This window comes from Nocardiopsis sp. NPDC049922 (genome assembly GCF_040660275.1).
In the GTDB taxonomy this organism is placed as follows: domain Bacteria; phylum Actinomycetota; class Actinomycetes; order Streptosporangiales; family Streptosporangiaceae; genus Nocardiopsis.
The window spans coordinates 1-25,720 of record NZ_JBFAME010000021.1; the positions used below are offsets into that span (position 1 = coordinate 1).

15 protein-coding genes and 1 pseudogene are annotated in these 25,720 nt (G+C 70.9%); 1 reads left to right on the plus strand and 15 read right to left on the minus strand.

Features of this window, described 5'->3' with window-relative positions; all coding sequences use genetic code 11:
• Nucleotides 1–91: 91 nt before the first annotated feature.
• The 3 genes and pseudogenes from AB0I72_RS25765 to AB0I72_RS25775 form a co-directional block, all read right to left on the minus strand.
• Nucleotides 92–322, minus strand: coding sequence for an IS3 family transposase (locus AB0I72_RS25765; RefSeq protein WP_358573142.1), 231 nt, complete (start codon nt 320–322; stop codon nt 92–94).
• Nucleotides 276–950 (minus strand): annotated as a pseudogene (locus AB0I72_RS25770) (IS3 family transposase); the annotation flags it as partial. The gene AB0I72_RS25765 and the pseudogene AB0I72_RS25770, both read right to left, overlap by 47 nt.
• 531 nt (nt 951–1,481) lie before the next feature.
• Nucleotides 1,482–2,723 carry an MFS transporter gene (locus AB0I72_RS25775; RefSeq protein ID WP_358573096.1) on the minus strand — a complete coding sequence of 414 codons (1,242 nt, stop codon included), beginning with the start codon at nt 2,721–2,723 and terminating at the stop codon, nt 1,482–1,484.
• Between the two features lie 116 nt (nt 2,724–2,839).
• Here AB0I72_RS25775 and AB0I72_RS25780 point away from each other — a divergent pair, with 116 nt between their 5' ends.
• Nucleotides 2,840–3,427 (plus strand): helix-turn-helix domain-containing protein, encoded by a 588-nt coding sequence (locus AB0I72_RS25780; RefSeq protein ID WP_358573097.1) that lies wholly within the window; start codon nt 2,840–2,842, stop codon nt 3,425–3,427.
• A gap of 56 nt (nt 3,428–3,483) precedes the next feature.
• Here AB0I72_RS25780 and AB0I72_RS25785 read toward each other — a convergent pair whose 3' ends face one another.
• The 12 genes from AB0I72_RS25785 to AB0I72_RS25840 all read right to left on the minus strand — a co-directional run bounded on the left by AB0I72_RS25785 (nt 3,484) and on the right by AB0I72_RS25840 (nt 25,717).
• On the minus strand, nt 3,484–12,396 hold the full coding sequence (locus AB0I72_RS25785; protein ID WP_358573099.1) for an amino acid adenylation domain-containing protein: 8,913 nt from the start codon (nt 12,394–12,396) through the stop codon (nt 3,484–3,486).
• Nucleotides 12,393–12,602 carry an MbtH family protein gene (locus AB0I72_RS25790; protein WP_358573101.1) on the minus strand — a complete coding sequence of 70 codons (210 nt, stop codon included), beginning with the start codon at nt 12,600–12,602 and terminating at the stop codon, nt 12,393–12,395. The genes AB0I72_RS25785 and AB0I72_RS25790 overlap by 4 nt, the downstream gene beginning before the upstream one ends.
• Nucleotides 12,586–15,924, minus strand: coding sequence for an amino acid adenylation domain-containing protein (locus AB0I72_RS25795; protein ID WP_358573103.1), 3,339 nt, complete (start codon nt 15,922–15,924; stop codon nt 12,586–12,588). The genes AB0I72_RS25790 and AB0I72_RS25795 overlap by 17 nt, the downstream gene beginning before the upstream one ends.
• Nucleotides 15,921–17,426 (minus strand): amino acid adenylation domain-containing protein, encoded by a 1,506-nt coding sequence (locus AB0I72_RS25800; RefSeq protein ID WP_358573105.1) that lies wholly within the window; start codon nt 17,424–17,426, stop codon nt 15,921–15,923. Before AB0I72_RS25800 ends, AB0I72_RS25795 begins: the two co-directional genes overlap by 4 nt.
• Entirely contained in the window at nt 17,420–18,205 is a 786-nt protein-coding gene (locus AB0I72_RS25805; protein ID WP_358573107.1) for an alpha/beta fold hydrolase, read from the minus strand. Before AB0I72_RS25805 ends, AB0I72_RS25800 begins: the two co-directional genes overlap by 7 nt.
• A 3-nt stretch (nt 18,206–18,208) precedes the next feature.
• Nucleotides 18,209–19,393 (minus strand): acyl-CoA dehydrogenase family protein, encoded by a 1,185-nt coding sequence (locus AB0I72_RS25810; RefSeq protein WP_358573109.1) that lies wholly within the window; start codon nt 19,391–19,393, stop codon nt 18,209–18,211.
• Nucleotides 19,393–19,653 (minus strand): phosphopantetheine-binding protein, encoded by a 261-nt coding sequence (locus AB0I72_RS25815; protein WP_358573111.1) that lies wholly within the window; start codon nt 19,651–19,653, stop codon nt 19,393–19,395. The genes AB0I72_RS25810 and AB0I72_RS25815 overlap by 1 nt, the downstream gene beginning before the upstream one ends.
• Nucleotides 19,650–19,895 carry a phosphopantetheine-binding protein gene (locus tag AB0I72_RS25820; protein WP_358573113.1) on the minus strand — a complete coding sequence of 82 codons (246 nt, stop codon included), beginning with the start codon at nt 19,893–19,895 and terminating at the stop codon, nt 19,650–19,652. Before AB0I72_RS25820 ends, AB0I72_RS25815 begins: the two co-directional genes overlap by 4 nt.
• 112 nt (nt 19,896–20,007) lie before the next feature.
• Nucleotides 20,008–23,199, minus strand: coding sequence for an amino acid adenylation domain-containing protein (locus AB0I72_RS25825; RefSeq protein ID WP_358573115.1), 3,192 nt, complete (start codon nt 23,197–23,199; stop codon nt 20,008–20,010).
• Between the two features lie 58 nt (nt 23,200–23,257).
• On the minus strand, nt 23,258–23,674 hold the full coding sequence (gene panD, locus AB0I72_RS25830) for an aspartate 1-decarboxylase (protein ID WP_358573117.1): 417 nt from the start codon (nt 23,672–23,674) through the stop codon (nt 23,258–23,260).
• A gap of 9 nt (nt 23,675–23,683) precedes the next feature.
• Entirely contained in the window at nt 23,684–24,577 is an 894-nt protein-coding gene (locus AB0I72_RS25835) for a cupin-like domain-containing protein (protein ID WP_358573119.1), read from the minus strand.
• Nucleotides 24,578–24,580: 3 nt separating this feature from the next.
• Nucleotides 24,581–25,717 (minus strand): GntG family PLP-dependent aldolase, encoded by a 1,137-nt coding sequence (locus AB0I72_RS25840; RefSeq protein WP_358573121.1) that lies wholly within the window; start codon nt 25,715–25,717, stop codon nt 24,581–24,583.
• Between the last annotated feature and the right edge of the window lie 3 nt (nt 25,718–25,720).

The window sequence follows — 25,720 nt, forward strand, 5'->3', positions numbered from 1 at the left end:
CTACGAGCGCAAGGCCGACCACTTCCTCGCCTTCACGGGCATCGCCTGCACGCTGATTTGTTTCCGCAGACTCGCCAAATGAGATGAGCTCTTATTGGAGGCTGGGAACCAACGCTTCAGCCTGTGTTGACCCGACCTCGTTCCGATAGAAGTCGTCCTCGAACTCCGCCGGTGGGACCAGACCGATCTCGCCGTGCAGGCGGCGGTGGTTGAACCAGTCCACGTACTCGGCCACCGCGATCTCCACCTCGTCCAGGTTCCTCCAGGGACCGCGGTTACGGACCAGGGGATTTCCCCTGAAGTGTGGACATCTTCTGGCCAGGCAGCGAGCCCCAGGCTAACTGCCCGTTGGCTGAATGCCGCCGCCGGGTGTTGTACCAGCAGATCCAGGAGAACACCGCCAACCGTGCCGCCCTCGCACTCGCCCACCGCTTCAGTCCCCGCCCCGCGAGCGTCTCCCGCTTGAGTGCGGCGTTGAACGACTCCGCCGCCGCGTTGTCCGCGCTGGAACCGACCACGCCCATCGACCGCACCACGCCAAACCTGTCGCACACCGCGGCGAAGGCGGCCGAGCTGTACCGGGCGCCGTGATCGGAGTGCAACACCGCCCCGGCCAACGATCCGCGCTCGACCCGGGCCGCCTCCAACGCGTCCGTGACCAACGACGAACGCATGTGGTCGGCGATCGACCAACCCACCACCCGGCGCGAGTACAGGTCGGTCACCGTGGCCAGATACAGGAACCGGCCCCGGTCCACCGGCAGGTAGGTGATGTCACCGACGTAGCGGGTGTTCGGCTCCATGGCGGTGAAGTCCCGCTCCAACAGGTCGGGTACCGGCCGATCATCGGGTGCGGGCACGGTGGCGCGCACCTTGCGTGCGGATCGGCTCCTACGCCAGGAGTAGAAGCCGGACCGGGACAGGCCCGGCACCGCGCACAGCCGCTTGACGCCGAAAGCGCCCCGGAACTCCTCCGGGCTCCTGTAACCCCCACCAGGACATACCCCTCTCCTGGACTCTCATCCAGTGTCCGCTATGTCCACTACTCGGGGGAACGTCCGGCACGTACTCACCCGACTTTGCAACAGCCCTGGGTCCATGGACACCACACGCCTCTCCGAGGAGGAGATGGAGGCGTGGCTGAACGCCGACAAGACGATGGTCCTCGCCACCATCGGCTGGCGTGGCACCGTGTCGTGACCCACGCCTTCCCCCAGCCCCCGAACCGCCCCTGCAAGAAAGCAGGCGTCAGTGGCGGTGCCTGGCGTTATGCGAAGTACAGGATCCGCGTGTTCCTGATCACCGAGGAAGGCGTCCATGAACTGGTGGCCCTCCTCGGCTTCGAACGGGTGGACGTGCGCATCCGGAAATACGACAACTTCCGCTTCGAGTCGGTCTCCTCTGTCCACGTGGAAACGGATGGCGAAGTCGGGTGCACGCTGGGCATCACGCGGATGAATCGAACCCCGGGTACCGATGGTTCAACCCCTGATGCCGGGTTCGGGGGTGAGCGACCTCAGGCCTGCGAGCAGGGTGAGGGTGAGCAAGGCCATGACGGCGAAAACGGGCCGAAGGCCGAACAGGTGGGCCAGCAGTCCGCCGGCGGCGGCGCCGAGGGGGCGGACGCCCCAGGCGACGAGGCGGTAGCAGCTGTTGACACGGCCGAGCAGCCGGTCGGGCGTGACCTGCTGCCGCAAGGAGACGGTGACGACGTTCCAAACCATGATGCCGATCCCTCCGGTGAGGAAACCGGCGACGATGGGCAGGGGGTGGGCGGTCATCGCGGGGATGCCCAGCAGCGCGGCACCGCCGATGAAGGCCAGGGCGAGGGAGCGGGTACGTCCCAGCAGCCGCTCGATGCGTTCGGCCAGCAACGATCCGATGAGGCTTCCGGCCGCGATGGTGGTCAGCACAAGACCGAAGGCGGGTTCGGAGAGCCCCATCGGTGACTCGGGGCCGACCGCGTAGAGGACGAAGACCGCCAGCACGGCGCTGGTGGCGAAGTTGAAGACGCCCGCCATCAGCGCGAACGCACGCAGCATCCGGTGGTGCCAGAGGAAGCTCAGCCCTTCGGCGATGTCGGACCGCAGGGAGGTGCGCCGCTCGCGGGCGACCCGGAACCGGCCGGGTATCAGCAGCAGGGCCACGGCAGCGAGGAGCCACAGAGCCGCGGGCGTGGTGAAGGCGAACAGGACGCCCACCGCCACCAGGAAACCGGCCAGCGGCGGCCCGATGAACTCATTAGCCGTCAACTGGGCCGCGTACAGGCGGCCGTTGGCCCGGGGTAGCTGATCGCGGCCGACCACCTGCGGAAGGATCGACTGGGCGGCGGTGTCGTTGAGCGTTTCCGCGGCACCGATGCAGAAGGCGACCCCGTACAGCACCCAGATGGAGTCGGCGCCGAGCACGGACAGCAGCACCAGAACGCCGAGCAGGGTGACCCGCAGGCCGTTAGCGGCCAGCATCGCCCGGCGGCGGTCCAACCGGTCGGCCAGCGCCCCGGCGGGGAGCGCGAAGAGTAGCCAGGGCAGGGTCAATGCGATGGCGACGCCCGCGATCAGGACGGGTGAGCGGGTCATCTGGACGGCGACGAACGGAAGGGCGGTCCGGATGAGGCCGTCGGCGATGTTCGCCAGGCCGGCGGACGTCCACAGACGCCAGTAGGACGCGCCGAGCCTCGACCGGGAGGAAGGGGGTTTCCGAGGGGGTGTGTGGGTGGCCATGGATCGATAATCACACTTCGATGTAGAAAAATCAATCGATTCTCTTAAGTCCATCGACGCCTCCGGTCGGGGGCTCACCTCGCCATCGCTGGAGATCCCGCCCATAGACTGGGCCCATGGGTGATCAGGTGAACGCGAAACCCGCCGCCGACCAGTGGGAACCGCAGTCGGGCGGGGGGCGTCCGGCCAGGTGGGAACGCCGCGTGGCGACGGTCCGCGAGGCCAAGGCCTTGGCCCATCCGCTTCGGGTCCGGATCCTGCGACTGTGCGCCCGGGAAGAACTGACGAACAAGCAGCTGGCCGACCGGCTCGACCGGGATCCAGGCACGGTGCTGTACCACGTACGACAGCTCACTGAGGCGGGTTTCCTGGAGTCAGCCCCCGTCCGCACCGGGGTCAGCGGCGCCTTGGAGAAGCCGTACCGTTCGACCGGGCTGTCGTGGTGGCTGAGCTCACCCACCCCCGGTGACGCCCCCGAGTCCTCCTTCGCCCCCATCGAGGCGTTCCAGGAGGAACTGCACGAGGCCGGACCCGAATCGCTCCAGACCTTCGCGCGGTTCATGCTGCACCTGTCGCCCGAGGAGGCGACCGAGCTAGACCGCCGCATCCTGGCCGTCCTGGACGAATACGTGGCGACCGACCATGAGCGCCTCGACCGGCCCGCCTACGGCGGCCTGGTCGCCCTCCACCGCCTCGCGCGTTAAACGCACCGGTCGGCTTCCCCGGCGAGCGGGGAAGCCGACCGCGGAACGGCACCGGGTCAGCCCCGGCTCACCAGGACGTTCATCTCCAGACCGACGTGGGCCAGCAGATCGAGGGTGAACTCGGCTCCTCCCTCGCCGTTGGCCATGACGACCAGGCCCGTGCCCGTCTCCAGACTGGCGGCGGCGTAGCACCGGAAGCCGACGGCGTCCCCCGGGTGTCCGATCCAGACGCCGTCTGCGGACGGACGGATGACCGTGCCCAAACCGTAGGCGGCTCCGGGAACCCTCGTCAGCATCTCCCGGGAGGACCGTCGGTCGAGGACCAGGCCGCCACCGGTGTGGGCGCGCACAACCTCAGCCGACAGCCGGGCCATGTCGCCCGCACTCGCCCAGAGTCCGCCGGAGCCCGCTGGATAGACTCGCCACCCCCCTTCCACCGGAAGGCCGTCGTTCCCGTGGCCCACGGCCGTACCGCCGTCCCGACCGTGGAGGAAGGCGTCGCCGTAACCGGCGTCGCGCATCTCCAGCGGATCGAAGACCAGCTCTCGCATGAGCTCGGGGAACGGAACCCCCGTCAGGTCCCGCAGGACCCGCTCCATGGCCACGAAGTGGTGACCGGAGTAGCGGAACCGCTCTCCAGGGACCGACTCAGCGCGGACCGGCGGTGTGGCGGCTGGCGGGCGGCCCATGAGCACATCGAGGGCGGTGGGCACTCCGCCGCCGCGAAGGACCGCCCCGCGCCCGCCGAACTCGTCCTCGCACAGGCCCGCAGTGTGCGACAGCAGATGCCGTGCCGTCACGGGCCGGCCCGGGTCCAGCACCGGCACCCGCCAAGTGCGCAGATACGCGTTGACGTCCTCGTCGAGGTCGAGAACGCCGTCCTGGGCCAGCCGCAGAGCCGCCACGGTGGTGACGTGCTTGCTCGCTGAGCCGGCCTGGAAGACGGTGTCCGCCCGGACCGGCAGGTCGGACGACCGGTCGGCGATCCCGTCCCCCCATTCGGCGCATACCCGGCCACCGTCGATGAGCGCCACGGCGGCGCCCGGTACCCGGTGGCGGTGCCGATGGAGTGCCACGAAGGGGGCACCCGGGATCAGGCGGTCGGTACGGCGGTCGCTCTGAGATCGGTCCCGCTCCGAAGCCACGGCCGCGCAGTGTTCCAGCAGTGCCCGCAGCCGACCGATGAATCGGTCCGCCAGACCCTCCACCGTCGCCTTCCGATGCAGCCCCGTCGAATAGGCCCACTCCGTCCGAAGGGCGCCGTCCACCACCGCGCAGTTGACGTCGATGAGGTAGGGGCGCCTGCCATGCGGCGAGCGCGCCGCTCCCGGTGCCGGTCCGAGCCGGGTGAACAGCCCCCCGGCCTCCCGGGGCCCATCCTGCCCCTGGTAGTTGAAGCTGACCGGGGCCCGGCCGTCTGAGAACGGTTCCGGGCCCAGGTAGCGGGCGAGGCCGTACCCGATCCCCCGGTGCGGGACGGCGCGCAGAAGCTCCCGGACCGCGCGGACGCTCCGTCCCGGATCGCTGAGCTGGGGAAGCCGGATCCGCAGTGGGCGCACGGCGGTGAACCAGCCGACGGTGCGCGAGAGGTCCACGTCGTCGAAGAGCGGTTCACGGCCGTGGCTCTCCAGATCGACGTGGACCGTGCCCCCGGTGTACGGGCCGAGGGCCTGGGCCAGGGCGGTGATCAGCAGGTCGTCGATCCGGGTGCCGTAGGCGTCGTGCGCCGTCCTCAGCAGTGCCTCCGTGGCCCCCGGCTCCAGCGCGCGGCCGACCACGGCCGTGGATCCCTGTGTGTCGTCCCCGCCGGGGTGGTCCACGGGAAAGGGGCCCGACGGCCCCCGCCTCTCCCGCCAGTACGTCGCCTCAGCGTGGAAGTCCGAACCGACCGCGTACTCGCTCAGGCGTCGGGCCCAGTGCTGGAAGGAGGTGGTCTTGGGCAGCAGGGTCGGAGGCTCGCCGTCGAGGCACTGCCGGTAGGCGTCGGCGAGGTCGTCCAGCAGGACCGACCAGGACACCGTGTCGACGGCCAGGTGGTGCACACTGATCAGCAGCTCATCGGGTGCGTCCGGACCGTGGGTGATCAGCAGGGCGCGCAGAAGCGGACCGTGCCTCAGGTCGAGGCCGCGGTGCAGTTCGTCGGCGGCCCGCCGGACGGCCTCCTCCCGGTCGGCGACGCCGCTGAGATCCAGCACGCACAGCGGCCCCGCCGCTTCAACAGGCGCGATGTGCTGTCGCCACGCCCCTCCGGGCAGCCGGTCCAGGCGCAGCCGCAGCGCGTCATGGTGTTCCACCATCGCCTCCAGCGCCCACCTCAGGGCGTCGGCGTCGACCGGCCGGTCCCAGCGCAGCCGCACCGACTGGTTGTAGTGGGCGTGCGGCCAGTCGAGAGCGGTGAACCACCGCCCCATCGGCGTCAGCGGGACCTCTCCCGTGACCGTGTCCTGTTCCGCGTGGAGCGGTGCCTGAGGCGCTCCTTCACCGACGGCGGACGCAAGCTCGGCCACGGTCCGTGCGGCGAAGACATCCCGGGGTGTCAGCGACAGGCCGACTCGCCGGGCTGCCGCCATCATCCGGATCGAGAGGATCGAGTCTCCCCCGAGATCGAGGAAGTCCTGGTGGACGCCCACCTCGTCCAGCCCCAACACCTCGGCCCAGACCCGGGCCAGCAGGCGCTCGCTCTCGTTCCGCGGCTGCTGTTCGGGGGCTTCGGCTCCGTCGGCCTTCGAGGAGCCGGGGCGGGGAAGGGCGGAACGGTCCACCTTGCCGGCGGGGTTCAACGGCATGGCGTCCAGCACCGTGTACGTCGTCGGGACCATGGGGTCGGGCAGGGTCCGGCGCATGTGCTCGTTCAGCTCCGCCGGGGTGGGGGACGGTCGGCCGTCGGCGGTCACCAGGTGGGCGACCAGCCGTTTGTGGCCGTTGGGGTCCCGCCAGGCGCTCGCCACAGCTTCCACGACGTCCGGGTGGCTCAACAGCCGGGTCTCCACCTCTCCCAGCTCCACTCGGTAACCGCGGATCTTCACCTGGTGGTCGTTGCGCCCCAGGAACTCCAGGTTCCCGTCCGGCCGGAACCGCACCAGGTCGCCCGTCCGGTAGAACCGGCTTCCGGGTACCGGGCTGAACGGGTCGGGGAGGAAGCGCCGGGCGGTCAGCCCGGGCCGGTTCAGGTATCCGCGGACCACCCCGTCACCGCCGATGTACAGCTCGCCGGGGACTCCGATCGGCACCGGCCGCAGCCGCTCGTCCAGTGCGTACATACGAATGTTGGCGATCGGTACGCCGATCGACACCGGGACGGAGGGGTCGAAATCGTCAGGGACCACGTAGGTCGAACATCCGACGACGGTTTCCGTCGGGCCGTACTCGTCGATGATCCGGGATCGCGGTGCCACCTCCCGCCACCCGGCGACGGTGTCCGCGCGGACCTCGTCGGCGCCCACCACGAAGGTGCGCACCGAATCGACGGACTTCTCGCCCAGGACGCCGCGCAGAACGTCGAGGTGCCCCGGTGTGATCTTCAGGAGGCTGTAGTCGCCGGGTTCCCGGAGCAGATCGGACAGGGCTTCCAAAGGCCGGTCCCGGTCCAGCAGCGTGACGTCCTTGCCGCCGATCAGCGGGAGGAAGAAGTTCGGCACGGACAGGTCATAGGCGATCGAGCCCAGCATCGGCGCACCCGAGGCGCCTTCCAGGCCGTAGCCGGACACCGCCCACCACAGGTAGTTCACCACGCCCTGGTGTGGAACCAGCACGCCCTTGGGCACCCCCGTGGAGCCCGATGTGTAGATCACGTACAGCAGGGAGTGCGCGTCCGTGAGCGGCTCCGGGTCCGTGACGGGACACGACGCGAACACGGACTCGTCGTCCAGACCGACCACCCGGCCCGGGTACGACGGTGGAAGAGCGTCCGCCCCCCGCCCGGCCGTGACCGTGACCGCGGCTCCCGTGTCCTGCAGGATGAGGGCCAGCCGCTCGGGCGGGTGCTCGGTGTCGAGCGGGACATAGGCTCCACCCGCCTTCAGGATGCCGAAGAGCGCGACGAAGAGTTCCACCGAGTGCTCCAGGCACACTCCCACCAGGGACTCGGCCCCCACCCCCAGTCCTCGCAGGTGATGGGCCAACCGGTTGGCCCGGGCGTTGAGTTCCCGGTAGGAGACCCGCCGCCCGCCGTGGTCCACGATGGCCGTGGCCTCCGGGTCGCGCCGCACCTGCTCCTCGAACAGGCCGTGCACCGTCGACGTCTTCGGGTAGTCGGCGTCCGTGGTGTTGAACTCCTCGGTCACCAGCTGGCGTTCGCTCTCCGGAAGCGGTTCGACGTCCGCGAGGACCGCGTCCTCCCGGCACAGGTTCCGCAGGACCGCCTCGACGTGGTCCCCCATCCGCCGCGCCGCGTCGGGTGCGCAGTAGTCGAGCCGGTGCTCCAGTTCCAGGGCGAGGCCGTCCCGTTGGACGACGCTGAGCACCAGGGGGTAGCCGGTTCCACTCGCCTCCCCCTCACCGGCCATGGAGAGCGCCGCGGGGCGCGGGCCGGCGGGCCGGTGCTCGTTGTTGGTGAAGACCAGGATGGTGTCGAAGAGCCGCTCGCTGGCCGGGACGTCGCTCTGCCGCTGGACTTCCACCAACGAGGCGTGCTCATGCTCGCGGAGTTCGGCGAGTTGCGTGTGCACCTGCCGCAGCCAGGTGGCGACGGGCAGCCCGCCGGGGGTGCGGAGCCGGACCGGCAGGGTGTTCATCAGCAGTCCCACCGCCCGCTCGGCGCCGGGCATGCCGTCGGAGCGTCCGGCGGCCGTCGAGCCGAACACCACGTCCGTGGCACCGGCGTAGCGGCTCAGCAGAAGTCCCCAGGCGGCGTGCAGGACGGCCCCCACCGTGACACGACAGCGCCGCGCGAGCGCGCGGACCCCCTCGACCAGGTCCTCCGGTAGCTCCCACCGGCGCACGCCCAACCCTCGGGACGCGCCTCGTGGAGGGCTCATACGCAGATCGGTGGGTGCGCCGAACCCCCGTAGCAGCTCCCGCCAGTACTCCCCATCCGGCGACCGGCCGCGCACCCGGTCGGCGTAGGCGCGGAAGGGCACGGGAACCGGGAGTTCCGGCGGCTCCTTCCCCTCGCTCAGGGACGCGTAGCGGGTGAACACCTCGTCCATGACGAGGTTGAGGCTCCACGCGTCGAAGACGATGTGGTGCAGGCTCAGGAGCAGCCGGTACCGAATGTCCTCCCGGATCAGCGTGAATCTGAGGGGAGGGCCGGCGGCGAGGTCGAAGGGGCGCCGTCGTTCGGCGTCCATCAGCGCGGTGAAGCGGCGGTCCCGCTCCTCCGCGTCCAGGCCCCGCCAGTCGAGACGGTGGAACACGGCGCGGGAGGGCCGCTCCACGATCTGGAGGGGTTCGGGGGTGTGTTCCCAGGTGAACCGGGTCCGAAGCGCGGTGTGCCGTGCGAGCACCCCGTCCCAGCTGCGTCGGAAGGCCTCGGTGTCGAGGTCGCCGGGCAGGTCGCACACGAGGTACCGCACGTACTCGGTGGGTTCCCTGAGGGTGTGGTACAGCATCCCGGCCTGCATCGGTGTCAGGGGGTAGACGTCCTCGGTCCGTTCCGGATCGAGGTCCAGCCCCTGCGGAATCACTGGTGTGGACGGCACCGCGGCCGACCGCTCCCGGTCGTCGGCAGGCCGTGCCGCGGCTGCGAGTTCGGCCAGTGTCTGCCGGGTGAGGATCTGCCGGGGGCTGAGTTCCAGCCCGGCCTTCCGCGCGTTCACCGCCACATGGATCGCGAGGACGGAGTCGCCGCCGATGGCGAAGAAGTTGTCCCCGGCGCTCACGGTCTCCCGTCCCAGCACCGTGGCCCAGACGTCGGCGAGAACCCGTTCGGCCTCGGTACGCGGGGGAACGAAGGTGGCCCCGGAGGAGGCCTCCCCCGCCTCCGGCAACGCCTTCCGGTCGACTTTCCCGCTCGGGGTGAGCGGCAGACCGTCACAGGGGACGAACACGCCGGGCACCATGTACGCGGGCAGCACGGCCTCCAGGTACCGGCGTACCTCGTCCTCCGTCCGACCGGCCGTCGGCGTGTCCTCCCCCTCCGGAGGGGAGGGGACCACGTAGCCGATCAGCCGCAGTACGCCGCTGGGGCCCGGGGACGCCACCACGGCCGCCTCCCGCACCGCCGGATGCGCCTGGAGGACCGTCTCGACCTCTCCCGGCTCGACCCGGTGGCCCCGGATCTTGACCTGGTCGTCGACACGTCCGTGCAGTTCGATCTCGCCGTCCCGCCGGTAGCGGCCGCGGTCCCCGGTGCGGTACAGGCGCGAACCTGGCGGCCCGAACGGATCCGGCACGAAGCGTCGCGCGGAAAGGCCGGGGAGATCGCGGTAGCCGTGCGCGATGCCCTCACCACCGACGCAGATCTCGCCCGTGGCCCCGTGGGGCACCGGTTCCAACTCGTCGTCCAGCAGATAGACCCGTACGTTGGCGGCCGGTCTGCCGACGGTGACCGTGTCCGGGTCCGCAGGTACGTCGGCGTAGCTCGCGTAGACGGTCACCTCGGTGGGACCGTAGGCGTTGACGAGGCGTCGTGCTCGGGCCTGGATCCGCCGGGCCAGCTGTGGCGTCAGCACCTCGCCGACGGTGATGGCCGCGGACAACGCGATATCCCGATCGTCGGAGAGCAGCAGCCGCCAACCGGACGGCGTCGTCTGGACGTGGGTCACCCCGTGTTCCTTGATGAGCCGACGCTGGACGGCTCCGTCCAAGCGCGCCTCGTCCGGTGCGACCACGACCCGCCCGCCGGTGATCAGTGGCAGGAACAGCTCGATGACCGACGGGTCGAAGCTGAGCGAGGTGAGCAGCAGCCAGCGGTCCGCCGGCCCGGAGTGCAGCAGATCCCGGGCGCCGAGGAGCAGATTGGTCAGACCGTGGTGGGTGATGACCACACCCTTGGGTCGTCCGGTCGACCCTGAGGTGTACATGATGTACGCCACGTCCGCGGACGCGGGCGGCACCGGTCGGCGGTCCGTGAGGGGGCGCTCCCGATCGTCCGGCGGGGCGGCCAGTTCGGCGTACCGCAGTGGCGAGGGCGCCTCGCCGGGTGCGTCCGGGGCGTCCGGCATGGCCGCCGCGGCGGTGGGCCCTTCCGCGACGACGAACCGCACACCCGCGTCGCTCATCATCAGTCGGAGGCGGGCGGCGGGGTAGGCGGGGTCGAGCGCCACATAGGCGGCGCCCGCCTTGAGGATCCCGATGACGGTGGCCACCATGCCGACGCCGCGCAGGAGGCTGACGCCGACGGCGTCTCCGGGACCCACGCCCCGCAGACGAAGGCTCCGGGCGATCCGGTCGGTGAGCTCGTCCAACCCGGCGTAGGTCAACGTCTCAGTGCCGGTGCTGATCGCGTGCGCGGAAGGGGTCGCCGCCGCCTGGGCGCGGAACAGGCCCACCACCGTCTCGTCCAGCGGGTACCGGTCCGCGTCCGGATATCGGTCGGTGTCGCGGGCCCGGTCGCGGGTCACCGTCCGCCATTCGGCGGGGCCCAGCACCGCTTTCCGGGTGATCTTCCGGTCGGGGTCGCGGACGGCCCGCTCCAGCACGTTCTCCAGGTGGCCCAGCAGCCTCTCGGCCGTGGCGGCCTGGAACAGGTCGGTGGCGTAGTTCAGGTTCAGCTCGATGTGGTCGGCGCCGTTGACGGCGGTGAGGGTGAGGTCGACTTTCGCCGTCTCCTCTCCCAGGGCCACCGGTTCGGCGTTCAGCCCCGGGAGCCGGTGCAGGCGCTCGCTGGACTCCAGACACTGGTACAGAACCTGGTACACAGGATTGCGGGACTCCGTGCGGTCCACGCCGAGGTCCGCGACCACCTGCTCGAAGGTGACGTCCTGGTGGTCGAAGGCGCCCATGATCGTACTGTGGGTCCTGCTCAGCACCTCGCTGAAGGGGGGAGCGCCGGTCAGGTCGGCCGGAAGCGCGACCGCGTTCACGAAGAGGCCGGCGAGCGATTCGGTCTCCGCCGCGTTCCGTCCCGACAGCAGCGAGCCGACGGCGAATCGGGTCTGGCCGGAGTAGTGGCCAAGGACCAGGGAGAAGGCGCTGAGCAGCGCCGTGTAGAGCGTGACCCCGTGCGCGGCCGCCACGGCGCGCACCCGGTCGGCCAGGCCCGGACCGAGCACACGCCGGACCGCGGCTCCCCGGTGGGAGGGGGTGGTCGGGCGGGGCAGGTCCGTGGGGAGCTCCAGGACGCGCGGGGTGGCGGCGAGCGTCTCGCGCCACCAGGCGAGTTGGCGCTCCGAGCGCTTTCCCGTCATCCGCTCGTGCTGCCAGGAGGAGTAGTCGCCGTACTGGACGGGCAGCGGCCGCAGCCGTGGTTCCCGCCCCTCCGCCAGGGCGCCGTAGGCCTCGTCGAGCTCGCGGAGCAGCAGACTGGAGGACCAGTCATCGGTCGCGATGTGGTGGGTGTTCAGGACGAGGACGTGGAGGGGGTCTTCCGGTCCGCTCTCCACGGTGATCAGCAAAGCCCGGAACACCGGACCCTCCGCCAGGTCGAAGGGGCTCGCGATCTCCGCGGAGGCATGGCGGATCGCCTCCGCCCACCGACGGTCGGGCGGGCGGTGGGAGACGTCCTCGCGACGGAGCGCCACCGGCCCCGGCGGTGAGACCGTCTGGAGGGGACGGGCCGGATCGGGGTAGGTGGTGCGCAGGATCTCGTGGCGCCGGACGAGCGTGTCCAAGGCGTCGCGCAGAGCGGTGACGTCGAGCGGGCCGGAGATGCGCAGGACCCGGGGGACGTTGTAGAGGGCGGTGTCCTCCAGGAACTGCTGCGTGACCCACATGCCGTGCTGGACGGGTGAGAGCGGAGCGGGCTCGGCGGCGCGCCGTGGGATGCCGGGGGGTCGTCCGGCGTGGGCCGCGCCACGCAGGCGTTGGCGCAGAAGCTCCTGTTTCCGGTCCGACAGGCCAGCCGCTCGGTCGGCGTTGGAGATGGTCATCGCGTCTCCTCGGGAACTCGCTCGCGGAGGCTGCGGGGACGCATGTCCACCCACACCGTCTCGATGTGCGCGACGCACTCATCCTCGGTGCCCTCAGTTCCCTCGTCGTGCCAGCCGGCCGGGATCTCCCTGCCCGCAGGCCACAGGGAGTACTGCTCCTCGTCGTTGACGACGACCCTGAACGTGGGCTCACAAGGCTCGGACATCGGCTCTCTCCCTTGCTCCCCGTGTGTGCGGGGTCTCGACGACCGCCAGGCGTTCGGCCTCGGCGTCGCTCATGGACTCGATGTCGGCGAGGACCATCTCCTCCAACCGGAGGGCGGTCTCCCGAACGGTGGGGTGTTCGAAGATCAGGCGCACCGGCACGTCGACTCCGAAGGCTTCGCGCATCCGGTTGACGGCCCGCGTGACGAGCAGCGAGTGGCCGCCCGCGGCGAAGAAGTCGTCCTTGACCCCCAGGCGGGTGCGGCCCAGAACCGAGGCCCATATGCCGACGACCGCCTCCTCGGCGTCGGTCTCCGGAGCGGTGTAGGGCTCGATGTGCAGCGCGTCGGGGTCCGGCGGGGGCAGGGCCCGGCGGTTGACCTTGCCGCTGGGGTTACGGGGCAGTCGGGGCAGGAGCACAAGCGCGCCCGGCACCGCCGCGGGTGTCAGCCGGGCCACCAGGAAGTCGCGAAGAGCACCCCTGATCTCGGCCTCCTCGGCGTCGGCGGAGCCGTCGGCCGACGAGGTGTGGGCGGCGTAGGCGACGATACGGCGGTCCCCCGGTGCGGGTTCCCAGACCGTCGCCACGGCGTCGGAGACGCCCGGGAAGGCCCGCACGGCCGCCTCCACCTCGCCCAGTTCGATCCGGATCCCGCGGATCTTCACCTGGTGGTCGCCGCGACCGCCGTACTGGAACGAGCCCCCGGGGAGCAGCCTGCCGGTGTCCCCGGTTCGGTACAGCCGCTCGCCCGGCCGCCACGGATGGGGGATGAAGGCCCGTGCCGTCCGCCCCGGGTCCGCCAGGTAACCGCGGGCGAGCCCCGTGCCTCCGATGCAGAGCTCCCCGAACGCCCCCACCGGTACCGGCTGGAACGTGTGGTCCAGGACGTAGACGGCGTGGTTCTCCATCGGTCGGCCCAGGGCCACGGCCTCCTCGCCCTCACCGTCCCCGGAATCGCACTCATGGTGGGTCGAGTCGATGGAGACCTCGGTGGTACCCCAGTGGTTGTTCAGCTGGCAGCCGAGCGGCCCCAGCCGCTCGAAGAACAGTCGTACGGTCTCCGGGCTCAGCCGGTCTCCGTCGGAGACCACGTGCCGGAGGGCGCTGAGCCCGTCGAGGTGTTCCGGGCCGATCTCCTCCAGGAACAGGGCCAGCATGCTCGGGACGAACTGCAACCAGCGCACCCGGTGGGCGATGGCGGCCTGGAGGAGGGCACGGGGGTCGCGGTGCAGACCGGGTGGCACGACGACGATCCGACCGCCGACCATCAGGGTCCAGAAGATCTCCCGTCCTACGTCGTCGAAGCTGAGCGGGGTCTTCAGCAGGACGGCGTCCCCGGCCGACAGCCGATATCTGCGCTGCATGTTGCCCATCTGGCCGACCCAGCCCTGGTGCGTGCTGGCCACCCCCTTGGGTGTGCCCGTGGAGCCGGAGGTGAAGTACACCGTGCACAGATGCGCGGGACGCACCGACGGGAGCGGAGTCTGGGAGGCGGCTCCGGAACGACGCAGCGTGCCGGGGTCGACGGTGGCGCAGTCGGCCTCGACCGCGGCCGCGCGTGCCTCGGCCAGGTCGGTGTCGGCGCTCTCGCCTTCCTCCGGCACGACGCAGACCGGTGCCGACGCAGCGCTGAGCAGGGCGCCGATACGGTGCGGTGGTGTCTCGGGGTCGATGGGCAGGTAGGCTCCGCCCGCCTTGAGGATGCCCAGAACGGTGGTCACCATGTCGACGGACCGGTCCAGTAACACCCCCACGGGCACGTCCGGTCCGACGCCCCGGCTCACCAGAGCTCGGGCGATGGCCATCGACTCCCTGTCAAGTTCCGCGTAGGTGAGGGTGAGCCCTCCCTCCTCCACCGCGACGGCGTCGGGCGTGCGGTCCGCCTGCTCGGTGAAGAGTTCGTGCAGGCAGCGGGTGGACGGCGAGGACGGCTCGGAGACGGCGCACTCCTGGATCCGGCGGCTCTCCTCCGGGCCGAGCATCGGTATCCGGTCCGTCCGGAGGTCGGGATCGTCCGCGACCGCGGTCAGGACACGCCGCAGATGGCCGGTCAGCCGAGTGATGGTGCTCCGGTCGTAGAGCGCGGTGTCCCATTCGACGGCGCACCCCACGCCCTCCCCCGTGCGGTGGAACTCGATGGTCAGGTCGTACTTGGCCCCGGCGCCGGGGGTGGGCAGCTCCTCCACGCGCAGCCCCGCCAGTGACGGCGGCTCGACCGGGACGGTGAAGTCCACGAGGACCTGGAACAGAGGGGTGCGGGCGGGGTCGCGGTCGGTTCCGAGCGCGGTGAGGACCGAGTTGAAGGGCAGCAACCTCGCCTCGTAGGCGTCCAAGGCCCGGTCGCGTACCCGGCTGACGAGCTCGCCGAAGGACGGGTCGCCCGAGACGTCGCCGGGGATGACCAGCATGTTGAGGAAGGGGCCGATCACCGGGTCGGCACCGGGGTCACGGCGGGTGGACGAGGACGTTCCGGTGGTGACGTCCGTGCGCCCGGTATGGCGGTAGAGCACCGACTGGCAGGCGGCGAGCAACACCATGTAGAGGCTGGCGGCTCGCCCGCGGCCGATGTCGGCCAGTCGACGGACGGTTTCGGCGGGCAGCTCGAAGGCGTAGTGGAGGGCTCCCTCACCGCTGCGGCCGGGGGGTCGGGGCCGGTCCGGGGGAAGCTCGAAGGGGCTCAGCTCCGCCAGGGCCTCCCGGCGGCGCTCCAGCAACAGCTCGTACTCCCCGGCGTCATGGCGGGCGTCCTCCTCCAGGGCGATGTCACGGAACTGGCGGGTCAGCGGCTCCAGTGGAGGGCGACCGGCCTCTCCCCGATGGGCGGGGCGGTGTGCGTGGTGTGCGTACAGGGTCTCCAGCTCGTCGCAGAGCACCCGCACCGATCCGCGGTCGAAGGCCAGGTGGTGGACGGTGAGGCTGAGGACGTGATCGTCGGGCCCCAGGCGCAGCAGACGGGCACGCAGTGGCAGCCCGCGTTCGATGTCCAGTGGGGCGGACGCCTCGGCCCGCATGACCTCGTCCAGGTCGGCCGGCCTGACGTGTTCAACGCCGAGCCCAAAGGCCTCCGAGGGGTGGAGCGTTCCCACGAGCTCCCCGTCCCGCACGCCCACGGAGGTCCGCAGCACCTGGTGCCGGTCGACGATCTCGGTGAGGGCCCGGGTCAATGCCTCGGTGTCCAGGGGGCCGCGCAGCCTGAGGAAGGTACACCCCAGGTACGCGGCCGGGTGCGGGGTCAGCTGGCCCGCCACCCAGAGCCGGTGCTGTACCCGGGGCGCGGGGACGTGGACCGGCGCGGTGGCGGAATCCTGCTCCTCGAGTGTCATGGGTTCTCCCTTGGCCGGTCCGCTCGCCGGCGGAGCGCGGCGAGATCGAACTTGCCGTTGGCCGTCAGCGGAAGGGCGTCCAACGGGTAGATGTCGGACGGGATCATGTAGGTGGGCAGCCGTCGGCAGAGGTGGCGCTGGAGCTCTGCCGGGCTGACGGTCGCCGGTGTCACGGCCACGGCCAGCCGCCTGTCGCCGGACGGTGTCTCACGGGTGAAGACCACGGCTTCGCCCGCCTCCGGCAGCGTGAGCACGGACCGCACGATCTCGGCCGGCTCGGTGCGGCGTCCCTGGATCTGCAACTGGTCGTCCACCCGGGACAGGTAGTGCAGGAGACCGTCCGCGTCCTCGACGACCAGGTCGCCGGTCCGGTACCAGCGCCTGGTCCCGTCGGTCGCCGCCTCTTCGGCCCTGTCGGCGCCGTGCTCGGTGACGAAGGGGCCGCCGTCGGGGGGATCGTCCAGGTAACCGAGGGCCAGTGCGGGGCCGCTGAGCCACAGCTCTCCGCGCTCACCGGGGCGCGCCGCCGTCCCGTCCGCCCGGGCGATCCGAGTCCGCACGTGGGGCAGGGGGCGTCCGATGGGCGGCGGCTCGGCCTCCCCGTCGCGCGGTTCCAGGGCGAGGCAGGTGGACACGACCGTGCACTCGGTGGGGCCGTAGGCGTTGACCAGTCGAAAGGGGTGCCGTTCCGTCGGCCAGCCGGTCAGCCGGTCGCCACCGGTGAACAGAACCCGCAGCGGTACCTTGCGTGGCCACTCCAGGTCGAGCAGACCGGGAACCAGGCCGGTGGGCACGAACGCCGCACGCACCCGATGGCGGAGCAGGAACCCCTGAAGCTCCGCCGGCTGGAGCAGCTCGTCCAGGGAGGGGACGGCCAGGCAGGCCCCGTGCGCCAGCGCGCCCCAGATCTCCCAGACGCTCGCGTCGAAGGCCAGGTCGGCGACCTGGCTCGCGCACTCCCCCGGGGCGAGTGCGGTCGTGCTCCCGTGCCATCGCACCAGTGCCGCGAGCCCGTCGTGCCCGAGCACCACGCCTTTGGGTCTGCCGGTGGAACCCGACGTGAACATCACGTAGGCCGCCGAGGGGGCGAGCCGCCGGGCGGGAGTGTCCCGGACGCGGAGCTGTGGCGGCTCCCCCGAGCGGGGAGGGTCGCTGAGCACCGCCGCCGGGCGTGCCAGGTCGAGGAGCTGATCGACCCGGGCCGCCGGCAGGGTGAGGGACAGCTGGAGGTAGGCGGCCCCCGTTGACCATGCCGCCAGCATCCCGGCGATCGCGTCGACACGCCGCCGACGGGCGATGGCCACGAGGTCACCGGGGCCGACTCCGCGCCGTGCCAGGACCCGCCGGTTGCGGTTGACCTCTTCCAGCAGGTGGGCGAAGGTGGCCGAATCGCCGCCCTCGATGACGCAGGGTCTGTCGGGGTGCCGTTCCGCCCAGTGCATCACCCGCCGACAGGTGACCGCGTGGTCCGGTACTCCACCGGTGTCGGGCGCGCTCAGCATGTCAGGACCCCGTGACGCTCCAGGATTCCGGGCAACAGATCCGGCTCCCGTAGATACGAGAAGTGGTCCCCGGGAACCAGCTCGACCCCCAGCCAGTGCTCGGTGACCTCTCGCCAGGCGGCCAGTTGCCGTGAAGTGACGAGAGGATCCTCCCGACCGCCGAGCGCGAGGACGGCCGTGGCCAACCGGCGGCCGTGATCGTCCGTGAAGCCGCGAGCCAGGGCCAGATCCGCCCGGAGTACCGGAAGGACCATCTGCATCAGCTCCTCGTTGGCGAGCAGCTCGGGGTCCGTGACGCCCTGCCGCCCCAGCGAGTCGATCAGCGCGGCGTCGCTCAGTTCCTCGGGGGACATGGTGCGGAGAGCGGTGCCGGGCGCGGGCATCCCGGAGACCAGGAGCCCGGTGGCCGGTCGGTGCCGTCGTTCCAGCAGCTGCGCCACGTCGTAGGCGAGATAGGCCCCGAAGCTGTGGCCCAACAGCAGCAGTGGTCGGTCGGTGCCGTCGTCGACGTCCGGCAGACATGCCTCCGCCATCTCCCGGACGGAGTCCGCCAACGGCTCCCGCAGCCGTGGCCCCCGGCCTGGGTACTGCACACTGCTCACCGACCACTCCTCGGGTACCGCCTCCCGGAGTGTCCAGCCCATCGAAGCGCTCGAACCGGCCGGCGGGAAGAAGACGAGACGGCCCACCGCCGGGTCGCCGCTCTCCCGTACCGGATGGAGCCAGAGCGATGGGGTGTCCGTCGCCGGAGGGGGCTGGGTCGGTTGGTCGCTGCGCATCGCTCACTCCGTTCGCAGGGGGGTGACGGGCGGGAGGTGGAAGATGGTCTCCTTGAGCAGTTCAGAGGCCCCGTCGGCGATCCGGAAGGCGCGAAGCTCCCGGTAGACCTGTTCCAGCCGGTACTCAGCCAGCCAACCCCGGCCACCGAGCGTCTGCATGGCGTCGTCGGCCACCTGGCAGGCGGATTCGGTGGCGAAGAGCTTCGCCATGGCCGCCTCGCGTACCGCGACGGCCCCCTCATCCAGAGCCGCGGCCGCCCGGCGCACCAGGCATCGTGAGGCCTCGACGGCGACGTCCGACCGGACGAGGAACTCCCGTATGTACTGGTTGTCGCTCAGTCGGCCGCCGCCGATCACGCGCTCGGAGGCGTGCCGCCGTGCCACGCCCAACGCGTACCGGGCGAGCCCGACCGCCCGGGCGGCCATGGCCAGGCGCCCGTAGGCCATGCCCTCGCTCACCTTCCCGATGCCCGCGCCGACCTGCCCGGAGCCGCCGATGACCGCGGACTCCGGCAGCCGCACGCCGTCGATCTCGACCTCGTAGGCCTTGTACTTGGGGTCCATCCCGGGCAGCCGCCTGAGTACCCTCCAGCCGGGGGCGGTGGTGCGGAAGATGAAGAAGGAGGGCCCGGACGCTCGGCCGCCGACCGCGTGCGCGAGGACGATAGCCACCTCCGCGTCCGCGGCGTTGCCGATCAGGAACTTGCGTCCGTTGAGCTCCCAACCGTCGCCGGTCCAGGTCGCCGTCGTCCGCATGGCGCCGAGGTCCGATCCGCCGCTCTCCTCGGTCATCGCCAGACAGCGGGTCCAGCGTCCCTCGACCAGGGGGCGGAGCCACCGCTCCCGCTGCTCCGGTGTGGCCTGCATGAGGAGGCGGCTGGGACCGTGGAAGTTCGAGAGCAGGTATCGGGAGTACCACAGCCCCGTCGCCGCCGCCTCCTCCCGCAGCTCCACCGCGACCAGTTCCGGGATCGACCAGCCGCCGTATTCGATCGGGTACTCGGCCGCGTACAGCCCGGACTTGACGCCCACCTGCCGGGCGAGGAGGCGCTGGCCGTCCTCGTCCAGCCCCTCGGCGTTCGGGGAGAGCCAGTCGAGGGCTTCCCGAAGGATCGCCCGGGACGCCCACGGGTCCTTGAGCATCTCCTCCGGGGAGACCGTGGGCACGAACTCGTCCACCCGACCCATCACCAGGCCTCCTTTGCGATGCGTGCCACCTCGTCGATGTAGTCGTCGAGTCGCGGGTGTTCGAAGAGCACCCGCAGACCAACGCGAAAGCCCAGGCTCTCCTCGAGCTTCGCGGCGATGGACAGGGCGGCCAAGGAGTCGCCGCCGAGCGCGAAGAAGTCGGCGTCACCGTCGAACTCCGTGCCGAGGGCCGACCGCCAGGCCGCCCGGATCGCGGCGGGCAGCGTGGCCGAAGCGGCCGTCTCTTCTCTCGTCGTCACGGCCGACCCGCCCCTCGGGATTCCGTCGCGAGCAGGTCCTGCACCTGCGCGGTGTAAGCGCCCAGCGTCCGGGACTCGAAGAGTGCCGAGACCGGAACAGGGATGTCGAGGTCCGCCCGCAGGGCGCTGGTGAGGCGGACGGCCAGCAGGGAATGCCCGCCCGCCAGGAAGAAGTCCTGCTCGTCCTCCGCATGTCCGGTTTCGAGAACTTCACACCAACGTTCGCGAACGATGTCCGTCACGTGACCGCCGCTCATGAGGGCACTCCGTTTCCTTGTGGGTTTCACGTGTTCCTCCGGGCCGCCGGTCCGGCCGGTCTCTCGGTTCGGCGGCCCTTCTCGGCCTTCGGGGACCTCATCCGGCATCGGACAGGGCCCGGTGGGGGTCCGCGAGGGCACGGTCGAGCAGCCGGGTGAACCGCTGCTGCAACGACGCGATGACCTCGCGGGGGTAGAGGGCGGGGTCGTGCTCCCACCTCAGTGCGTAATCGCCCGTGTCCCGCCGCGCAGAGGCCCTCGCATGTTGCAGGTCGCGGTTCATCACGATGACGCTCAGATCGGTCTTGCCCCGCCCGTTCGACAGCTCGCGGACCCAGGGGCGCCACTCGCCCAGGCGGACCTCGGGCAGCGGTGCGTCATGCTGGCTGAACATGATCTGGTACAGGGGGGTGTGGCTCAGGCCCTGGCCCGGCGCGACCGTCCTGACGATCTCGGCGGTGGGCAGCCACTGGTGACGGCCGGCCTCGGCGATAAGCTCCATCTCCGCGCGTGCCGCGTCGGCGGCCGTGGGGACGGCGCCTCCGCCGCGCAGCGGGAGGACGTTGACGAAACAGCCGACGATGTCCCTGGTCGCGGCGTCCCTGTTGGCGAACCCGGAACCGATGACGCATTGGTCGACACCCTGGACTTCGCAGGCCAACCGCCGGAAGCAGGCGAGAAGGAAGGAGAACGGGGTGACGCCGATCCGGGCGCTTTGCTCCCTCAGCCGTGCGGAGCGGCGGCCCTTCAGCCGCAGGACGCTCACCTCAGCGCTCAGGCCCGAGAGTTCGGGGGAGGTCCGCCACGGCACCTCCGCGCGGCCCACGGGAGCACCAGCGAGATGTTCTCGCCAGAACGCCCTGGCCTCCTCGCCGGCCGGACCGCGCCCGCGCTCGCGCTGTGCGGCGGCCCAATCGAAGTAGGTCATGGCGCCGTCGTCGGGCGTCCACTCCAGCCCCTGCTCAAGAGTGCGGTAGGCGTCTTGCAACAGGCGCAGCAGCACACCGACGGACCAGCCGTCGTGAATGAGGTGGTGTTCGCGCTGGAGCAGCACCGTGCCGTCCGGGTGCCGCACCAGGTCCCAACCGATCAGCGGGAAGTCGTCGTAGCCGATGGGCCGGTCGACCAGTTCAGCGATCAGGTCGTCCACACCGGCCGTGTCCACCGTGTGCACCTTCAGCGGCAGACCGTCGAGATCGACGTGCCGTCCCTCCAGGCCTCGGGGAGTCATCCGCCAGCGGCAGGCGAGTGCGGACTGACTCCTGAGGACGGCGAGCAGTGCACGTTCCAGCACGGCGGTGTCCGGGGCGCCCGGCCCTTCCAGCACGGCCTGATACTGGTAGCCCATGCCCGTCCCTGCGGCCTCCTCCAGGAAGACGATCGCCTCCTGGCCCAGGCTGCCGAATCCCTCGGTGGCACCCCCGGGGGCGTTTCCGGTCCGGTCCTTCGGCGCCAGCCCGGCGACCAGCCGGGCCTGCTCGGCCAGCGTCTGGTCGAGAGTGAGCAGCTCGGAGGGCACGGTGAGCCGTCGGTGCTCCAAGAGTCTGACGCGCAGCGCCACCAGGTCCAGGGAGCCGGCGCCCAAGGACACCAAAGTGTCCTCGGAGGCGCGCGCCCGGACGCCGCACGCCGCCCGCCAGTCCTCGGCCAGGGCCGCGAGCGAGGCGTCAGGCCAGGGCTCCGGACCGTCTCCGCCCGCCCCTTCCCCGTCCGCCGCCTCCAGCAGCGACCCGGGGTCGGGTAGGGCGTCGCGGTCGACCTTCTGGTGCTCCGTGAGCGGCAGTTCCTTCAAGGGGACGATCACGGCGGGAACCATGTGCGCGGGGAGCCGCCCGGCCAGCCAGCCCCGCACGTCGGCGCCGTCCAGCCCTGCCTCTCCCGCGACGTAGCCCGCCAGCCGCGGGTGACCGGCGCGGGGACGCCAGACCGTGACCGCGGCGTCCCGGACGGCCGGGTGGGCGCGCAGCCGCGCCTCGACCTCTCCGGACTCGATCCGGTAGCCGTTGACCTTCAGCTGACCGTCGACTCTGCCGAGGAATTCCAGTTGGCCGTCGGGGCGACGGCGTACCGTGTCACCGGTCCGGTAGACCCTACCCCCGGGGTAGACGGGATCGGCGATGAACCGCTCGGCCGTCAGTTCCGGCCGCCCCAGGTAGCCACGCCCCACTCCGGCTCCCCCGATGTACAGCTCACCCGGGGTGCCAACGGGAACCGGACGGCGCTCGGTGTCCAGGACGTGGGCGACGGTGTTGGCGATGGGCCGACCGATGGGCGGGGCTCCCCGTTCCCCGTTACGGACCCAGGCGCAGGTCGCGATGACGGAGGTCTCCGTCGGCCCGTACAGATTGACGCAGCGGTAGGTGGCGTCGGCCGGTGGCGCGGCGTTCAGTTTCTCGCCGCCCGTCATGAGGACCTTCAGGCTCGACCCCTGGAGCCACCCGTGCTGGATCGCCAGGGCGGCGACGGGGGTGATCAGGCAGACGAACCCCAGCCTGCGCTCCACGACCCACCGACACAGCTCCTCGGGGACGCGCCGCACCGCCTCGGGGGCGATATGGAGCTCGGCGCCGGCGATCAGGTTGGCCCAGATCTCCCAGGAGGCGACATCGAAGCTGCCGGCCGCGGTCTGGCCCACCCTGTCCCCCGGGGAGACACCCATCTCGTCCACGTGCCATCGCAGGGTGTTGGCGATGTTCCGGTGCTCGATCACCGCCCCCTTGGGGGTGCCGGTGGAACCGGAGGTGTAGATCGTGTACGCCGGGTCGTGGGGCCGCACCGGGGCGGACGCCGCTACCGCTGCGGCCTCCTCCGGCCCCTGTTCCAGGGGCCACCGCTCGCCGTCCATCGCCAGTGTCGGTGTTCCGGAACCACCGATGGCGGCGCAGGTCTCGTCCGTGCCCAGGAGAAGGCCGGCTCCGGTGTCCTCCAGCATGAAGCGCAGCCTGGACACGGGATGGGAGGGGTCCAGAGGCAGGTAGGAGGCTCCCGCCTTGAGCACCCCCAGCCAAGCGGCCACCATGGTGACCGACCGCTCCAGGGCTACCCCCACCACCGCCCCCGGGCGGATGCCCGCCCCCGCCAGCCGGGCCGCCACCGTGGACGCCCGGCGGTCGAGCTCCCGGTAGTTCACCGGGCCGTTCGCGTCGACCACCGCGGTCGCCTCCGGCGAGGCCTCGACCCGTGCGGCGATGAGCCCGGTCACCGTATCCGGACCACCGAACTCCCGGACCGTATCGCTGCTTTCGGAGCGTTCCGAGAAGGTCGGGCACGCTGTCTGTTCGACTGCCATGTCGTGTTCTCCTCCCTCCGCCCGGCGATGCCGGCGGGGGCTTCCTGGAATAGGGGGATCACCGGCCATCCGACGGCCCGGACACCAGTTCGTCCGCCGTCGTGGAGGGGGGCTCGCCCTGGTCGAACAGGACGCCGCGGTTGTTCTCGTCGCACACCACGACCTGGGGCCGGTGGTGCGGGGCCTCGCTCTCCTGATACTCCGCGTAGGAGATGATGATGACCCGGTCGCCGGGCTGCACCAGCCGTGCGGCGGCTCCGTTCAGGCACACGACGCCGGAGCCGGGCGCGCCCTCGATGACGTAGGTCTCGAAACGCTCGCCATTGTCTATATCGACGACCTGCACCTTTTCATTGGAGTACAGATCGGCGGCCGTCATCAGTTCCCGGTCGAGGGTCAGGGAACCCACATAGTGCAGATCCGCCTCTGTGACGGTGGCCCGGTGGACTTTCGATTTCATCAGCGTCCGCAGCACGACGCCTCCTCAGGAAATGTAGTAGAAGTAGCTCTTGAGCGCGGGCATCATGACGGTGAGGGGAATCCCGAAACAGACTCCGAGAGCGAAGAGCGCGTTGTAGCGCAGGTTCTGCCTCGGCATCCCCTGGGCGACGGCGGTCAGGCCGCGGATCGCGCTGCGGCGGTCGTGCCAGTCCACGTTGAAGGAGACCGACGACGACAGGGACCGGACGTGGTGCAGGGCACCGGGCGGCATGTAGAGCAGGTCCCCCGCCTCGACGACGCATTCGCTGACGTGGGCCTTCCGGTACAGGGGGTGCCGGTCGTAGTCCGGGTGCTCGGCGTCCACGTGGGACCAGCGCCACTTGTACGTGTAGCAGTAGGGGCGGTCCTCGGGGTCCACGATCAGGAACCGCTTGCTGCCGTGGAACTGGAAGAACAGGTTGTGCGTTTGGAGCGTGTCGAAGTGCAGCGGCGTCACCGCTCCCGCGGGGCCGACGAAGAACTGGGGGAAGGTCCACCACTGCTTGCGGAAGAACGGGGTCAGCAGGTAGGACGGGAACGGGCTCAGATCCTCGAGCAGTCCGGGGATCATGGAGAGCAGCGGCAGGTCGTGGAGGTAGGAGGGCGGCCTCCCGTCGACGGGCCCCCCGTCGGGGATGTCCGCCGCGTACTCGCTGTACTCCCGGAGCGTCTGGGTCACCGTTCGCGCATCGGCCGGGTTGCCCGTCTTCAGGCGGACCTTCAGGTCGGGGGCGATCGAGGCGAAGTAGGGGATGGACCACTTGGCGACGGCCGGCATCTCCGCCAGGGCGCCCTTCATGAGAACCGGCCGCCTGTTCACGTACTCTCGGTAGAACTCCGCGGTGGAGATGTCCGACCGGACGTCCACCTCTCCGTGCCGGGCGTTGATGTCAGCCATGTCCTAGCCCTCGCTTTCGTTTCCCAGTGACGTGGCGGACGTCGCGGTGACCGCCGCGATGGTCCGCACGGCGTGGTCGATGTCCTCCGCCGTGACCCCCCGGTGCGTGACGCAACGGATCCGCCCTCTGCCGAGTTCGGCCAGCCGGACGCCCTGCGCCGCGGCACCGCTGATGACCGCCGCGACGGACGCCTTCGGGTCGGTCAGGCGGAAGAAGACCATGTTGATCCGCACCGGCCGCGGATCGAGTGCGACGCCGGGGACCTCCGCGAGCCCCTCGGCCAGCCGCCGGGCATGGGCGTGATCGGTTTCCAGGCGGTCGGTCATCTCGTCCAACGCGACCAGGCCGGCCGCGGCTGGCACGCCCGCCTGGCGCATTCCTCCGCCCAGCATCTTGCGAATTCTGTGGACGGAGCGGATGAAGTCCCCGTCGCCGACGACCATGGACCCCACCGGGGCCGAGAGCCCCTTGGACAGGCAGAACTGCACCGAGTCCGCGTAGGAGGCCAGCGTCGCGGCATCCTCTCCGCAGGCCAGCGCGGCGTTGAAGATCCTGGCGCCGTCGAGGTGGACGGCGACTCCGGCCTCCGCCGCCATGGTCCGGACGGCCGCCAGGTAGTCGACCGGAAGGACCCGGCCGCCCGTGTGGTTCTGCGGATTCTCCAGGCAGATGACGGCCGGTAGGGCGAACTGCGGGTCGGAGGGATCGTCGGGAAAGGCCGCCTCGATGTCGGACAGCCGCAGGGTGCCGTCGGGCTGGTTGGGCACCGGGTGGTAGACGATTCCGCCGCAGACCGACGCTCCGCCCGCCTCGTACACGTAGATGTCGGATTCCTCGCCCACGACGGCTTTGGAGCCCCGGGGACAGTGCGCCATCAGCGACGCCAGGTTGGCCATCGTTCCGCTGGGCATGAGGCAGGCCGCCGCTTTGCCGAGCACCTCCGCCGCACGGCGTTCCAGCATCGCCACGGTCGGGTCCTCGCCGTAGACGTCGTCTCCCAGCACGGCGTCGAACATGGCCTGCCGCATGCTCGGGCTGGGAAGGGTGAACGTGTCGCTGCGGAGCTCGACGGTTCGCCGGGGAACGTCATGCGCCCGGGCGTCCGGATCGGTGCCAGGCGCGGGAGCGGTCTTCTCCATCAC